Origin of the sequence: Haloarcula sp. Atlit-47R, assembly GCF_003665985.1 — an archaeon.
GTDB classification, from domain to species: Archaea; Halobacteriota; Halobacteria; order Halobacteriales; family Haloarculaceae; genus Haloarcula; species Haloarcula taiwanensis.
Genome location: NZ_QPLQ01000001.1, coordinates 522,581 through 537,469 on the forward strand (window position 1 = coordinate 522,581; position 14,889 = coordinate 537,469).

A 14,889-nucleotide genomic window follows, 5' to 3' on the forward strand; every position below is an offset into this window, starting at 1 on the left:
TCCTGTAGAGAGTCCCCTCTGTGGAGATCCCCAACAGTTAGGGACTAAATTGTACACGATTTTATTGTTTTGCTATCAATGTTGATATTCTCGGCAACGGTTTTTTTGATTATCATTAGCGACGAGTTGAGCAATGGTAGATGAAAGAAAGGAACAATGGACCGGGAGCCGGCGACGGTTACTCGGGATGCTCGCAACTGGCGGAGCCGCCACGCTGGTCGGCTGTTCGACTGGCGGAGAGACGGAATCAAGTACAGCCGAGAGCGAAGCTGAAGCCGCCGGGTCCACCGACGGCTCGATGTCCGTCGTTGTCAGTTCGAAAGGCTACACAGAGCAACTAAATCTCGGGTACATCGCCTACGAATTGCTCGCGAACAATACGGGTGTGAGTCTTGTAGACGAAACTGGCTTCGGCGGGAACGCTGCACACGCCGAGGCGTATCAGGTCGGCGATATCCACGCGTACTACGATTACATGGGGTCACTGTGGGCTGCGCACCCGCCCAAGCACGACGAAGCCGACTTCGAGACACCAGATGAACAGTACGAAGCGTTGAAGTCCGAGATGGAGTCGGAACACCCGATTCGAATTCTCGACCGCGCAGACTGGCAGAACACGTGGGCCGTGTTCATCCGCGAGGACGCTATCGAAGGGACCGGGATCGAGACAATCAGTGACCTCGCCGGTTACGTCAACGACGGGAACTACGATATCCGGCCGGCGTTTGGCGACGGGTTCAAGACTCGTAGTGACGGTTTCGATGCCTTGCTTGATTACTACGGGTTTGAGGCCGAGCATGTGGAGCGCTGGGAAGCAGAACAGGAGTTTATCGAGGCGGCGTCGGCACAGGCGGCTGGTACGGCTGTCGACGAAGGCTACGCCGACCTCAGCTTCGGGTACAGCACCAGCGCGTGGCTCACAACCGTTGAAGACATCGTGTACCTCGATGACGACCGGAACTTCTGGCCGTTTTTCCACCCGGTCGGCGTCGTTCACGAGGACGTCGCGACGGACGCCGTGGTGTCGGCGCTGAACAAGATGCCGGACGCCATTCCGGACGCGAAAACGATGCAAGAGCTGAACAGTCACGCAACCGAGGTCGGCAGCCAGCAGGCGGTTGTTGACCACCTCACGGCCAACGGCTTCATCTGAATCAGTATGGAAGAATCTACAGCACATTCAGGCGACGGTGACGACGAATCAGCAGACGCGACAGCGTCAGCGGCCTCGGACACGACAGCGCTGGAGCGAGCGAAAGCCGTTGCGCTGCTGCCAGTCCGGTCGTACCTCGTCAAGTTCGCTGTTGCGTTGCTCGTGATCGTGGTACTCATCGCGGCCGGCGGGTTCTGGGTGCAGGGGAACGCAACTGCCACACTCGAAGACGACACGGCACAACAGCTCGTACAGGAGGTCAACGCCGAGTCCGGCCTGTTGAACGAGTGGATTGAGCGCAACGAGCGGCCGGTGCTCGTCGCGTCAAACAATCCGCTGCTCGGTTTCAACGCGACGCGCGAAGACCAGCAGGCCTACACGGAACGGCTCGCCGCGGATGAGCTCCAGTCCGACCGCGTCGCTGCCGTCCACCTTGCAGACCCCACTGTCGGCACAGCGGGGGAGGCAAGGATTGTGGCAAGTACTGACGAAACACTCCGCGGAACGCGTGTCACATCGGACGCACATCCGTGGGTCGACCGGACTCGGTCTATCGGCCGCGACACAGTGGTTTCATCGAACCCGTACACGAACGCGAACGGCAAGCGAGTGGTCAGTTCGATGAGTGTCGCCGCCGACTTCACACACGTACTCGTGGTCGAGTACGACGCCAGCGACCTGAGCAAGCAGTTCAGCACTGGTATCGACGGGACGTTCACACAGGTGGTCCGCCCGACATCGAGTTCGACTGAGGTGTTGTTCTCCGACGCTGGCACCGGTGCTGTTGGACAGCCGTACATCTCGAACAAGTCACAGGCTGACATCCCAGAGATCAGCACGGCTACCGAACAGGGCACCTTCACCGACGCGCCGACAAAAGACGCAGTGCTTGACACCGAGCACGTCGCCGCATACGCGACCATTCCCGGCACAAACTGGGTCGTTATCAAGCATGCGCCTGCGGCGAACGCGTTCGCGCTGAGCGAGCAGATTCGGACTGATATCTTGGCGTTCATTCTGGTCGCGCTCGGTGGTGTAGTCGTCATTGGTGGAACGATTGGACGGAACACGGCGACATCCGTGCAACAGCTCTCTGCGGCCGCTACTGCCATCGAGCAGGGAGAGTACGATGTCGACGTTTCGAGCTCTCGCCGGGACGAGATCGGGCAGTTGTTCACGTCTATCGGGAGTATGCGCGACGCACTCGTCTCAAAAATCGACGAAGCCGAGGCCGCCCGCGAGCAGGCGACAGACGCCCGGGAGGAGGCGGAAGAAGAGCGTGCCCGCGCCGAGCAGGCAAAGGAAGAGGCCGAGGCACTCGCGGCGGAACTCGAACAGCAAGCAGAGGTATACAGCGACGTGATGGAAGCGTGCGCGGACGGCGACCTGACCCGGCGTCTCCCCGAAGACGAGACCGATAACGAGGCGATGGCGGCTATCGCGTCCTCGTTCAACGATATGCTCACACAGTGGGAACGCACTATCGTCGACATTCAGAAGTTCGCGGAGACCGTCACAGCCGCCAGCGAGGAGGCCGAAGTCGGGGCGGCTGACGCCGAGCGTGCGAGCGGCGAGGTCAGCGAATCAGTTCAGGAGATCGCGGCTGCCGCCGACGAGCAACGCGATATGCTGGACACAGTCTCGGGAGAGATGACTGACCTTTCGGCAGCTATCGAAGAGGTAGCTGCGTCCGCTGACTCGGTTGCGGAGCACTCGAATCAGACCGCTGACGTCGCCCGAAAAGGCGAGGAAACGGCCAGAGACGCCCTCGAAAGTTCGCACAGAGTACAGGAAGCAATCGACGCGACTGTCGAGAACGTCGAACGGTTAGACGAGCAGATGGCGGAGATCAGCACCATCGTCGAGCTGATCGCGGACATCGCCGAGCAGACGAACATGCTCGCGTTGAACGCGAACATCGAAGCTGCGCGTGCCGACAAAGACGGCGAAGGGTTCGCCGTCGTGGCCGACGAGGTCAAGGAACTCGCCGGGGAAACGCAGGCATCGGCGACCGAAATAGAACAACTCATTACCGACATCCAGTCACAGACGGAGACAACTGTCGACGAAGCCAAAGTGGCTGAAGAATCGATGGAGGCAGGCATCGATGCAGTTGAAGAGGTCATGTCGGCGTTCACAGAGGTATCGGAGTACGCCGACAAAACGGACGCCGGCGTTCAGGAAATCAGTGACACGACTGACGACCAGGCCGCCAGCACTGAAGAAGCGGTATCGATGACCGAGGAGGTTGCTGACCTCAGTGAATCTACCGCCGACGAGGTACAGAGCGTGTCCGCCGCCGCAGAGGAGCAGGCGGCCTCGATGTCGGAAATCAACGACAGCATCAAATCGCTGAGCGGACAGGCCGAGCAGCTCAAGGCACTCCTGTCGGAGTTTGACGTCGCGGTCGATGGGAACGAGCAGTCCCGACACCGCTGACGGTAACAGCGGAAACACAGATTGACGCTCGGGGAAGCCCGGAACATCCGTTTTCCTGTGACGTTTCGCTACGTGTAGCCACCACAACGCGCAACGCGTCCCAGTAGATGTTCGTCGAACGACTCCGATACCGGCGGTCAGTTTCGGCGCGTGAGAATCCCCAGTATGCCTTTATTTCGGTCGGCTGAATAATACACATGAGCGTCATCTGTGAATTCGAGTTGCAGTCCGCGGATATGCCGCTCTGTGCGGTCGCCGCTGAGCTGAACACCCGATTGATCGTCGACAACGTCGTTTCCGGGACGACCGACGAGCCGGCACTCGTGTTCTCTGCGACGGGCGTCGAACCGGACGCGCTCGAATCGGCATTGCTCGGCGACGAGTCGGTCGTGGAGTTTGTCGCCATGGACTCGGCTATCGTCGAGTCGCGGTATCGGGTCGTCCTCGATACGGATTACGTCGAGATGTACACCCAGCTCGTCGACCGGCAGACGTATCCGATGGGTGCGCTCGTGACCGAGCACGGGTGGAAGGTGAGCACACAGTTCGCCGACCGAGCGGACCTCGAAGCGTTTCGTGACGCCTGTCAGTCAAGCAGTGTCACGTTCCGCCCGCACCGGCTCTGTGAGACGGAACACGGCGGCGACGACTACGGACTCACCGCCCCGCAACGAGAAGCACTACTGGCAGCCAACCGACAGGGATACTTCGCCGTCCCCCGCGAGGCAGACCTGTCGGAACTCGCGAGGGAACTCGACGCGACCACGTCCGCCATCTCGGAGCGCCTCCGTCGTGGAACGGACCAGTTGATCGACCACACGATTGCCAGTTCCGAATAGTGACAGCTGCCCGGTCAGAGCGGAGCTGTTCCGGTGAGATACCCCCTCTTATAAATTGCTGTACATATGTTGGCAACCGTTAGGGCTGGGACTTGTGTAGGACTACATGACGGTGATTCAATATGACTGGCCACCAGCACCCACACGTCACTGACCGCGACGCACACTTCGTCGGCGGCGGTATCGCCTCTCTCGCCGGCGCGGCGTTCCTAGTACGGGACGGCAACATGCCCGGCGAAAACATCCATGTCTACGAAAAGCTGGACGTCGTCGGTGGCGCGATGGACGGTGCCGGCGACCCGGAGGAGGCGTACCTGATCCGGGGCGGCAGGATGTTCAACTATCCGACGTACGAGTGTACGTGGGACCTCTTCGAGACGATTCCGTCACTCGAAGACGACTCGCGGTCGGTCAAAGACGTGATGGACGAGTTCAACGAAGCGCACCCCTCGTACGCGAAAACGCGGCTGATGCACGAGGGCGAGCGGATCGACGCGGGCGAGTACGGACTGACGAGCCAGCATCGACAGTCGATAGCTCGGTTGCTCCTCACGCCCGAACCGCGACTCGGTGACACGCGCATCGAGGAGTGGTTCGACGAGTCGTTCCTGGAGACGAACTTCTGGTACGTCTGGGCGACCATCTTCGCGTTCCAGCCGTGGCACAGCGTCGCCGAAGTTCGGCGGTACATGTACCGGTTCCTCCACGAGTTCCCGCGCTTGCACACCATGGAGGGCATCGACCGGACGAAGTACAACCAGTACGACTCGATGATTCTCCCACTCCGGCGCTGGCTCGAAGACAGGGGCGTCTCCTTCGAGTACGGCCACGAGGTGACCGATATGGACATCGTCCCGTCGCGGACGGGGCGCACTGTCGAGCGGCTCTACTGTGAGACCAACAGCGGCACCGAGTCGGTCCCCGTCGAGCCGTCCGACCTCGTGTTCGTGACGAACGGGTCGATGACCGACGGTTCGTCTATTGGCGGGATGGACGAGGCCCCAGAGCTGAACGAGACCGGGGCGTCGTGGGAGCTGTGGAAGTCCATCGCCGAGGACAATCCACAGTTCGGCAATCCGTCAGTGTTCGCCGATAACGTCACGGAGACGAAATGGGAGTCGTTCACCGTTACCCTGCACAACACCGACTTGTTCGACCACATCGTCGATTTCACCAGCGAGGAACCGGGCAACGGGCTCGTCACCTACCTCGGGTCGAACTGGCTGTTGTCGACGGTCGTCGCCGCACAGCCCCACTTCGCGAACCAGCCGGACGACGTGAAGGTCTTCTGGGGCTACGCGCTGTTCCCGGACCGCGAGGGGAACTACGTGGAGAAACCGATGTCCGAGTGTACCGGCCGGGAGATCCTCCAAGAGCTGTGTTACCACCTGCAGTGCGAGGACCGGCTCCCGGAGCTACTCGACGACGTGACCTGTATCCCGGCGATGATGCCGTTCATCACGGCGCACTTCCAGCCCCGGGAGCCCGGTGACCGGCCCGAGGTCGTCCCGGACGGGTCGAACAATCTGGCGTTCCTCGGACAGTACGCCGAACAGCCGCGGGACGTGGTGTTCACTGTCGAGTACTCGGTCCGGTCGGCGATGACCGCCGTCTACGAGATGCTCGATCTCGACCGGGAGGTGCCTCCGGTGACCAAACACTACCGGAAGCCGGGTGTCATCGCAGACACTGTCCGTGCCGCGTACCGCTGAGAAGCGAGCGCGGTACGGACGCGGATATTCCAGTATTTTAGTGCGGTGACGGAGATGGGTGTGTATGTACATATCGACGCGCCCCGCCTGGAGGGTTCGATGGTAAACCTCGCGCTTTCTGCGGCGCAACTCTTCGTAGCGCTGGTGCTCGTGGGACTGAACGGCTTTTTTGTCGCCGCTGAGTTCGCTTTTGTTCGCGTTCGCGGCACGTCGGTCGAACAGCTCGCCGACGAGGGGCGGGCCGGCGCAGGCTCGCTTCAGGCAGTGATGGCAGACCTGGACAACTACCTCGCAGTGACCCAGCTCGGCATTACGCTTGCTTCGCTGGGGCTGGGATGGGTCGGTGAGCCCGCCGTCGCGGCGCTGCTGGAACCTGTGCTGGCTCCGCTACTGCCGGAGAGCCTCCTCCACCTCGTGGCGTTCGCAGTCGGATTCAGTATCATCACGTTCCTCCACGTCGTCTTCGGGGAACTCGCGCCGAAGACGTTCGCAATTGCCCGGACTGAGCGGCTCTCGCTGCTGCTCGCACCGCCGATGAAGCTGTTTTACTACCTGTTCTACCCCGGTATCGTCGTGTTCAACGGCTCGGCCAACGCCTTTACGCAGTTGCTGGGTGTCCCGGCGGCCTCGGAAACGGACGAGACGCTCGGCGAGCGTGAGATACGACGGGTGCTGGCTCGGTCTGGCGAGGAAGGGAATATCGACGCGGCGGAGGTCGATATGATAGAGCGCGTGTTCGACCTCGACGATACTGTCGTCCGGGAAGTCATGGTCCCGCGGCCCGACGTTGTGAGCGTGCCGGCCGACGCCACACTGTCGGATATCCGGGCGGTCGTTCTCGACGAAGGACACACCCGCTATCCGGTGGTCGAAGCCGACGATAGCGATCAGATCGTCGGGTTCATCGACGTCAAGGACGTGCTGCGAGCCGGCGAGGAAGGCACCGAGAACGCGACTGCCGGCGACATCGCCCGCGAGATACCGGTCGTCCCGGAGACGACAGCTATCAACGACCTCCTGTTGCAGTTCAGGCAGGACCGCCGGCAGATGGCCGCGGTCATCGACGAATGGGGGTCGCTCGAAGGCATCGCGACCATCGAGGACGTGGTCGAGGCCGTCGTCGGCGACCTTCGCGACGAATTCGACGTCGACGGACGCGAGCACGCCATCCGCAAGCAAAGCGACGGGAGCTACGACGCCGACGGCGGCGTCCCGCTGTCAACAGTCAGCGAGGCTCTCGGTGTCGACCTCGACGGGGACGCGGTCGAAACCGTCGGCGGGTTGGTGCTCAGTCAACTCGACCGCGCCCCGGAGGTCGGCGACACCGCCGAAGCGGGCGGATACGTGTTCGAAGTAACGAGCGTCGACGGCACCCGCATCTCGACGGTTGTTATCAGTAACGGCGCTGACGACTCACCGTCGGCCGGGTAAGCGACCGCTCAGAAGAACTCGCCTAGGTAGACGGATTCGGACTCGAAGACGTCCGCGAGCGGATCGCGAGCGGACGCGTCCCGTATCTCCAGCCCGGCCAGGCGTTCAGCGGCAGCGACCCCGTGTGTTCCGACCGCCAGTTGGGAGAGCGTCCCGATGTCGACGGTCACGTCGGCTGGCGAGTCGGCAGGTGAGAGCGGGTCGACCGTCGCGGTCCCACCGCTCACAGACAGTCGGAACAGGCCGTCGTTGCGGTCCAGCAGCGGGTCGCTGACCGAGAGCGTACAGTCGAGGTCGCCCCCGGGCCAGTCGAGACGTTCGAGGTACCCAACGTCGGTAAGCCGAACCATCGGCCCGGCCTCGACCGTGCAGTCGACCGCGCCGGGGTCGTCGACGCGATGGAGAAGGTCGGCGTCGGGAGGCAACTGGAGCGTGACGCGCTCGACCTGCGCGCCGTGATTCCCGAGGAACGCAAGCAGTGCGCGGCGGGCCTCCTCGTCGACGGCCGCGAAGTTCGAAACCGAGAGCGTGTGGGCAGCATCGTCCGCGACGGTGTACACGAGATAGCCACGGAGGTCGCCGTCGCGTTCGTAGCCGTAGCAGTACGGGACGCCGTCGCCGTCCCAGTCGGCGAGCGTCCGCTCGCGCCACCACGCCTCCGAGCGGCGGAGCGAAAGCGCCGTCCCGGCGGCTGCAACAGACTCGACCCGACGGAGCCGCTCCCAGTCGTCGGCGTCGAGGCGGACCAGCTGCCCGGCAATGGAGTGGTCCGGGAGCGCCGACGGCGGCAGGTCGAAGCGGCGGTAGGTGTTCGCCGTCCCCCAGCCCAGACGGCGGTAGAACGGGGTCGAGAACGGCCAGAGGGTGACGAAGCCGACATCCGCCTCGCGGTACTCACGCAATGCGTGCCGACAGAGGTCGGCGGCGTATCCCTGCCCGCGGTGCTCGGGCGGCGTCGCGACCGCGCCGAGGCCACCGACCGTCGCCGCTTCGCCGCGAACGGTCGTGTCGAGATAGTACAGTTTGCAGACTGCTCGAAGCGTGTCGCCGTCGTAGAGGCCTCGCTGGTCGAACAGCGATGGCGGCCAGTCGCCGTCCGGGTCCGGCGTCACCGGACCTGTTTCGGGCGTGAACGCGTACTGGAGTATCCACTGACAGGCCTCGCGGTCGGTCGTCGGGATGGGGCGGAACTCGGACATACTGTCCCGGGTGTCCGCCAGCTACAGAAATCTAGTCATCTGCGGGTCGGTGTCGCAGTCCTTCGCGGGAGTGGGCCGTCACGGCACGTACCAGATACCTCGGCCCCGATCGAGGAGTGACCCGACAACGATGTGCGGGAGCGCGACGATACTGATGAACATACTCCAGAACGCTACCGCGCCGGGAAGCGCGTTGCCCGTCCCCAGCGGGTTCGGGAACGCCCAGTAGACGGCGACAAGGACGCCGAAAGTGGCAAGCGCCCCGACGACGAGGACGAGCCAGGCGCGCAGTGCGACGGTCGAGGCATCCGCGCCGCCGAGCAGGTCCCAGCGCTCGTCCCCGACCGGTTCTGTCTCGACGGACGCCGTCCGCGCCACCTGCCGCGCGGAGTACCAGAACGGGAAGTACAGGCCGACGGCGACGAGGACCGGAACGAACGCGAAGTATACCGCAAGCAGCAGCGACTCTCCGGCATCGACAAGCCAGGAGCGGCCGCCGCCGCGCACGTAGCCCAGCACGATATGCGCCGTCAGGGCGAGTCCGTACCCCGACCCGATGACGAGCCGAGTTGTGTCGAATGACCCTGCGTACGACGAGAGGGCACCAGGTTCGACGAGGCCGACCATCAACGAACTGAACGCGTGGAACGTCTCCGGCCAGAACACGATCGGGACGAGCATCACTGCGCCACCCCGGACGGCCGCTGCCAGACCACGCTGGAACCGGGTCTGGAGATGGGCGGTACCGCTCGTGGCCTCCAGCACCTGCAGGCCGCCGAGGCCACCCTTCGCCATGGCGACGGTCAGCGCCAGCGCGAGGCCGGCGACTGGCGCGGCGAGGAACAGGCCGACGAACCCGCCGATAGCCGCCAGATACACCGCGACGTAGCGCCAGCGAAACGATGGGCGACGGCGGCGGAGGTTCTCGAAGTGCTCGTAGCCGCCGTGGGGGAGATTGAGCGCGACCATCCCGACGAGGTACACCACCATCTGGGCCCGGAGCGGAACTCTGACCTCGGCAGCGCCGAGGAGCCCGAACGTGACAGCGAGTACCAGCAGGCTCGCCCGAGAGAGCAGGAGCGACGGATGGCGGTCGGTATCCCGATGCCGCTGCCAGAGGGACTCCAGGCCGGTCGTTGCCATATCGCGAGCTAGGGAAATATTCACAATAAACGAAACAAGCGATTCCAGAGAACTGGGAACGGCCCAGTGGATTAATGATGACAGTGTCTGTTGTGAGGTCCTGAGAATCCAGACAACCCTTTTTCAGCAATAGTCGCTAGCGCTTGTTATGCGTGATGCCCTCTCACAGGACCGGACGGTGACCGTCGTCGGCGGCGGCTTCGGCGGCCTCTCGGCGGCGTGCTACCTCGCCGACGCCGGGGCCGACGTGCGACTGCTCGAACGCCACGACCGTCTCGGCGGCCACGCGGGCGTCCTCGAACGCGACGGCTTCCGGTTCGACACCGGCCCGTCGTGGTACCTGATGCCCGACGTGTTCGAGCGCTTCTTCGGCCACTTCGACCGCGAGCCGAGCGACTACTACGAACTGGAGCGGCTGGACCCCCAGTACCGGGTGTTCTGGAAGGACGGGGACCGCGTGACGATTCGGCCCAACAGAGAGAACGCCCGTGAGGTGTTCGAGTCTTACGAGGACGGGGCCGGCGACGCGCTGGCCGAGTATCTCGAACGGGCCGAACAGAACTACGACCTCGCGATGGACCGGGTCGTCTACGAGGGCCGCGAGCGACTGCGGGACTACGTCGACACCGACCTCCTCCCGCTCGCGCCGCGGGCGCGGCTGTTCGGCTCGATGGACGACTACGTCAGCCGCTACATCGACCACCCAAAGCTCCGGCAGTTGCTCGAATACACGCTGGTGTTTCTCGGCGGGGCCCCGTACAACACGCCGGCGCTGTACAGCATCATGAGCCACGTCGACCTGAACATGAACGTGTTCTACCCGGAGGGCGGCATCGCCGGCGTCGTCGACAGCCTCGGGTCGCTCGCCCGCGAACTCGGTGTCGATATTCAGACTGGGACCGAGGTCCAGCACATCGCCGGCGAGGCGGGGGCGTTCGAACTGACTACCGAGAACGGCGTCGTCACCGCCGACCTCGTGGTCAGCAACGCCAACCCGGCCTACACCGAGCAGAATCTGCTCGACGCCGCCGCACGCGACCACGACCCCGAATACTGGGACGACCAGACCTACGCGCCGTCGGCGTTCATGCTGTATCTCGGCGTCGAGGGGAGCGTGGAGCCGCTGGCCCACCACTCACTGGTCCTGCCGACGGACTGGGACGACCACTTCGAGCAGATATTCGACCGGCCAGCGTGGCCCGACGAGCCCGCGTACTATCTCTCTGTCGCGTCGCAGACCGATGAGACGGTCGCTCCCGATGGCCACCACGCCGTCGTCGTCCTCGTCCCCATCGCGCCGGGGCTGGACGACGGTCCCGAGGTCCGCGAAGAATACCGGGAGTTCATTCTTGACGACCTCGCCGAACAGACCGGCGTGGACCTCCGCGACCGCATCGTCGTTGAGGAGACGGCGTGTGTCAGCGAATTCGCAGACCGCTTTGGCGACCCGCAGGGGACGGCGCTCGGGCTGGCCCACACCCTGTTCCAGACCGGACCGCTCCGCCCCGGCCACCGCGCCGGCCTGGACGGGCTCTACTACACCGGAGCCTACACGACCCCCGGCATCGGGATGCCGATGTGCCTCATCAGCGGCGAACACACCGCCCGGGACGTCATCGAGGACAGCCCCTTCGAGACGGCGGGGGACCGCTCGGCCTCGACGGCCGACTGACGCCGCGACCGAGTGGCAGTTCGTGGGCCGGCTCACAGTGCGCTATCGCGGCACACACCACGCCGGAGCCTCGAACGGTTTATTGTCCCCCTTCGGGAAACGGAGGCATGGAGAAGCTTCGCGAGTCGCTGCACGAGGCCCCGATAATCGACAAGGACGGGTACTCCTACCTGGTCCACCCGCTCAGCAACGGCGTGCCGATGCTGGAACCGGAACTCCTCCGCGAGGTCGTCGTCGGCGTGACGCGGGCAGCCGACCTCGACGTGGACAAAATCGTCGCGCCGGAGGCGATGGGCATCCACATCGCGACCGCGCTCTCGCTACAGACCGATATCCCGCTGGTGGTCATCCGCAAGCGCTCCTACGGCCTCGACGACGAGGTCCCGCTGCACAAGACCACCGGCTACTCCGAGTCGGAGATGTTCATCAACGACATTGAGGCGGGCGACGACCTGCTCATCGTCGACGACCTGCTCTCGACCGGCGGGACGATGGCCGCCATCTGCGAGGCGCTGGACGGCATCGGCGCGAACATCTCCGATATCGTCGTCGTCTTCCGGAAACAGGGCGAGTCCGCGCTGGACGACACCGACTACGAGGTGACCAGCCTGGTCGACATCTCGGTCGACCAAGACGGCGTCACAATCCACGACTGAGACGCCGGGCGGCTACCTACCCCTGTTCGACGGCGGCCATGTGCTCCCGAGCCTCCTCGGGGGTCATCCCGCGGACCCCGCACGCACAGGAGAGCAGTTCGGGGTCGGTCAGGTCGTCGACCTCCTCGGCGCTGGCCCGTTCGAGCGCGTCCTCGGCGGCGTCGTAGTCGAAGGTCACCCGATACGTGACCTGTGCCACGCCCTCGATGCGGTGGGTCTCGTCGGGGTCCGGGTTCGCGATGGCCTCGGCGTGTTCTTCCTGCATCGCCGATTTCCACTGTTCGAGGTTCGCCTCGGGGTCCGAATCGTCGGGCATACGCTGGCTGTCGGCGGCAGGAGTGAAAAAGCGAGCGCTGGCGCTCCGACCAAGCGGGAGCCGAGAAAGGCTCTCGGAACGCTTTTTTCGGCGGCCGCCGCCGGCTTTGCTGTGGCCGACCCGCGCTCCGCCTTCGACCGACCTCGGCTCCTGCTGGCCGCGGCGACAGCCGTCGCTGCCGTCGCGACGGCCGGCAGCCTCTATCTCTCGCTGGGACTGGGACTGACGCCCTGCCGGCTCTGCTGGTACCAGCGGATCCTGATGTACCCGCTGGTGGTCGTCCTCGGCGTCGCCGCCGTCGAGAACCGCCCCGGCGTCGTCCGGACGGCGCTGCCGCTCGCGGTGCCGGGGGCCGCCGTCGCGGCCTTCCACTCCTGGCTGCAGGTGAGCCAGACGACCTGCGGCCTCGGGGCGGTTAGCTGCGCCCAGATACAGTACCGGGTGGTCGGCCTGACCGTGCCGAACCTCGCGCTGACGGCGTTTCTGCTGGTGACCGGCCTGGTCGTCGCGGCGTCCGTGCGGTCGTAGGAGTACCGGACGGCCCTCGCCGGGACCGCGCCCCTTTTTCGGGTCGCCCGACGTGGCCCCGATATGGAGTACACCAGACTCGGTTCGACCGGGACGACGGTTTCACAGCTGTGTTTCGGCACCTGGCGCTTCGGGCGGGAGACCGGCGGCGTGGTCGAGACCGACCGCGAGCAGGCCCACGACCTGCTGGACGCGGCCTGGGAGCGGGGCATCAACTTCATCGACACCGCCAACGTCTACGGCAACCCCAACGGGACCAGCGAGGAGTACATCGGGGAGTGGCTCGAGGACTACGACCGGGAGGACTTCGTCATCGCGTCGAAGGTGTACTTCCCCTTCGACGGCCGCGGCGAGCCCGGCCCCAACGACTCCGGCCTCGGTCGCAAGCACATCCGCGCCCAGATACAGGGCACGCTTGACCGCCTCGACACGGACTATCTGGACCTCTATTACATCCACCGCTGGGACGAGCACAGCGACATCGAGGAGACGCTGTCGACCCTCGACGACCTCGTTCGCTCGGGCAAGGTCCACCACCTCGGCGCGTCGACGATGGCCGCCTGGCAACTGACCAAGGCCCTCTGGAAGAGCGACGTCGAGGACTACGAGCGCTTCGAGGTGACACAGCCGCTCTTTCACGCCGGCTACCGCGACGACGTGAAAGACTACCTCGACGTGTGCGCCGACCAGGACATCGCGGTCTGCCCGTACTCGCCACTGGCCGGTGGCTTCCTCACCGGCAAGTACGAGCGCACTGACGACGACGACCCGACGGCCTTCGAGGGGCCGGAGGGCGCTCGCGGCTCGCTGTCCGACCGCTTCGAGGACTTTTACCTCTCGGAGCGTGGCTGGCACGTCCTCGATGAACTCCGTGCGGTCGCGGACGAACTCGACGCCACGCCCGCCCAGGTCGCGCTCCGCTGGCTCATCGAACAGCCGGACATCACCTGCGTCCCCATCGTCGGCGCTCGCACCGCCGACCAGCTCGACGAGAACGTCGGCGCGACCGACATCTCGCTGTCCGACGAGCAGTTCAACCGCATCGTGAGCGCCCGCTACGCCGAGGACGGCGAGCGCTGGGGCCACCGCGAGTAACTGCTAGGGAGTGTATTCTCAGTCCGGTTCTCTTAGATCGTCCCTTCTAACGGCCAGAAAGCCCCCGCGCTATCGGGCTTCCGCGACTCGCTGCGCGCTTCACTCGCTACGCTCGTTCCAGTGCTTGCTTCGTCGGGGTTCGCCGATAGCGCGGCCCCTTTCAGTCCCACCCGTAGCCGGGTGGCTAAATCACTCTACTTCAGCGGGGTCGACGACCTCGCCGGAAGCCGGATACACGCCGACCTGGTCGCAGTGGCCCGCCAGCGGGCAGGCGTCGGGGTCGTCCAGACAGGCGGGCTTGCGGGCGCTACAGTACTCCCGGCCGAACTGAATCATCGCGGTGTGGCCAAAGCCGCACTTCTCGGCGGGCACGTCCCGCTCCAGGTACTCGCGGACGGTCTCGTGGTCGGCGTCGGCCGGGGCCAGCCCCATCCGGCGGGCGATGCGGTGGACGTGCGTGTCGACGGGAAACACGCCGCCGCGGCCGCCGGCGAACAGCAGAACGCAGTCGGCGGTCTTCGGGCCGACGCCGTTCATGTCCAGCAGCGCCGACCGTACCGTCTCGGGGTCGCCCTCCCTGACGAACTCGTCGAAGCCGTCCTCGCCGCCGTACTCCTCGCAGATACGCTGGGCGAGGGCGACGATGCGCTCGGACTTCTGGTTGAAAAGAAAGGCGCGTGTATAACATTTCTATAAATCAGTGGGA

General features: G+C 64.5%; 12 protein-coding genes and 1 pseudogene. 9 read left to right on the top strand and 4 right to left on the bottom strand.

All coding sequences use genetic code 11. The annotated features are described in order from the left end of the window. Nucleotides 1-133 precede the first annotated feature (133 nt). The 5 genes from DVK00_RS02695 to DVK00_RS02715 all read left to right on the top strand — a co-directional run bounded on the left by DVK00_RS02695 (nt 134) and on the right by DVK00_RS02715 (nt 7,574). Entirely contained in the window at nt 134-1,153 is a 1,020-nt protein-coding gene (locus DVK00_RS02695; protein ID WP_232794478.1) for a glycine betaine ABC transporter substrate-binding protein, read from the top strand. Between the two features lie 6 nt (nt 1,154-1,159). Beyond that, nucleotides 1,160-3,592: a methyl-accepting chemotaxis protein gene (locus tag DVK00_RS02700; protein WP_233560748.1), complete on the top strand. Its 2,433-nt coding sequence runs from the start codon at nt 1,160-1,162 to the stop codon at nt 3,590-3,592. 197 nt (nt 3,593-3,789) lie between these two features. Continuing rightward, entirely contained in the window at nt 3,790-4,431 is a 642-nt protein-coding gene (locus DVK00_RS02705) for a helix-turn-helix domain-containing protein (RefSeq protein WP_101350796.1), read from the top strand. A 122-nt stretch (nt 4,432-4,553) separates the two neighbouring features. Beyond that, complete coding sequence (locus tag DVK00_RS02710; RefSeq protein WP_101350797.1) at nt 4,554-6,143, top strand: oleate hydratase; 1,590 nt, start codon at nt 4,554-4,556, stop codon at nt 6,141-6,143. A gap of 54 nt (nt 6,144-6,197) precedes the next feature. Then, entirely contained in the window at nt 6,198-7,574 is a 1,377-nt protein-coding gene (locus DVK00_RS02715; protein WP_121577199.1) for a hemolysin family protein, read from the top strand. Between the two features lie 8 nt (nt 7,575-7,582). On the opposite strand, the gene eis is transcribed toward DVK00_RS02715, so the two are convergent. Next, entirely contained in the window at nt 7,583-8,773 is a 1,191-nt protein-coding gene (eis, locus tag DVK00_RS02720; RefSeq protein ID WP_121511549.1) for an enhanced intracellular survival protein Eis, read from the bottom strand. A 78-nt stretch (nt 8,774-8,851) separates the two neighbouring features. Then, nucleotides 8,852-9,916 (bottom strand): Brp/Blh family beta-carotene 15,15'-dioxygenase, encoded by a 1,065-nt coding sequence (locus tag DVK00_RS02725; RefSeq protein WP_121577200.1) that lies wholly within the window; start codon nt 9,914-9,916, stop codon nt 8,852-8,854. A gap of 148 nt (nt 9,917-10,064) precedes the next feature. On the opposite strand from DVK00_RS02725, the gene DVK00_RS02730 reads away from it, so the two are divergent. Together DVK00_RS02730 and hpt are read left to right on the top strand one after the other, a co-directional pair. After that, entirely contained in the window at nt 10,065-11,588 is a 1,524-nt protein-coding gene (locus tag DVK00_RS02730; RefSeq protein ID WP_121511547.1) for an NAD(P)/FAD-dependent oxidoreductase, read from the top strand. 107 nt (nt 11,589-11,695) lie between these two features. Then, a complete protein-coding gene (gene hpt / locus DVK00_RS02735; RefSeq protein ID WP_101350802.1) occupies nt 11,696-12,244 on the top strand; it encodes a hypoxanthine/guanine phosphoribosyltransferase in 549 nt (182 codons plus the stop codon). Between the two features lie 16 nt (nt 12,245-12,260). On the opposite strand, the gene DVK00_RS02740 is transcribed toward hpt, so the two are convergent. Next, nucleotides 12,261-12,560, bottom strand: coding sequence for a hypothetical protein (locus DVK00_RS02740; RefSeq protein ID WP_121511546.1), 300 nt, complete (start codon nt 12,558-12,560; stop codon nt 12,261-12,263). A 111-nt stretch (nt 12,561-12,671) separates the two neighbouring features. On the opposite strand from DVK00_RS02740, the gene DVK00_RS02745 reads away from it, so the two are divergent. Beyond that, entirely contained in the window at nt 12,672-13,088 is a 417-nt protein-coding gene (locus DVK00_RS02745; RefSeq protein ID WP_121577201.1) for a disulfide bond formation protein B, read from the top strand. A 63-nt stretch (nt 13,089-13,151) separates the two neighbouring features. Then, the gene (locus tag DVK00_RS02750) at nt 13,152-14,183 is read left to right on the top strand and encodes an aldo/keto reductase (RefSeq protein ID WP_101350805.1); all 1,032 of its coding nucleotides are present in this window, start codon (nt 13,152-13,154) and stop codon (nt 14,181-14,183) included. 189 nt (nt 14,184-14,372) lie between these two features. On the opposite strand, the pseudogene nth reads toward DVK00_RS02750, so the two are convergent. Then, nucleotides 14,373-14,858: pseudogene (gene nth, locus DVK00_RS02755) on the bottom strand (endonuclease III domain-containing protein); the annotation flags it as partial. Between the last annotated feature and the right edge of the window lie 31 nt (nt 14,859-14,889).

Coding starts and splice junctions, on each gene's coding strand:
- DVK00_RS02710 (WP_101350797.1), top strand. CDS start 4,554: ATGACTGGCCACCAGCACCCACACGTCACTGACCGCGACGCACACTTC.
- DVK00_RS02695 (WP_232794478.1), top strand. CDS start 134: ATGGTAGATGAAAGAAAGGAACAATGGACCGGGAGCCGGCGACGGTTA.
- DVK00_RS02740 (WP_121511546.1), bottom strand. CDS start 12,560: ATGCCCGACGATTCGGACCCCGAGGCGAACCTCGAACAGTGGAAATCG.
- eis (WP_121511549.1), bottom strand. CDS start 8,773: ATGTCCGAGTTCCGCCCCATCCCGACGACCGACCGCGAGGCCTGTCAG.
- DVK00_RS02730 (WP_121511547.1), top strand. CDS start 10,065: ATGCGTGATGCCCTCTCACAGGACCGGACGGTGACCGTCGTCGGCGGC.
- hpt (WP_101350802.1), top strand. CDS start 11,696: ATGGAGAAGCTTCGCGAGTCGCTGCACGAGGCCCCGATAATCGACAAG.
- DVK00_RS02700 (WP_233560748.1), top strand. CDS start 1,160: ATGGAAGAATCTACAGCACATTCAGGCGACGGTGACGACGAATCAGCA.
- DVK00_RS02750 (WP_101350805.1), top strand. CDS start 13,152: ATGGAGTACACCAGACTCGGTTCGACCGGGACGACGGTTTCACAGCTG.
- DVK00_RS02705 (WP_101350796.1), top strand. CDS start 3,790: ATGAGCGTCATCTGTGAATTCGAGTTGCAGTCCGCGGATATGCCGCTC.
- DVK00_RS02715 (WP_121577199.1), top strand. CDS start 6,198: ATGGGTGTGTATGTACATATCGACGCGCCCCGCCTGGAGGGTTCGATG.
- DVK00_RS02725 (WP_121577200.1), bottom strand. CDS start 9,916: ATGGCAACGACCGGCCTGGAGTCCCTCTGGCAGCGGCATCGGGATACC.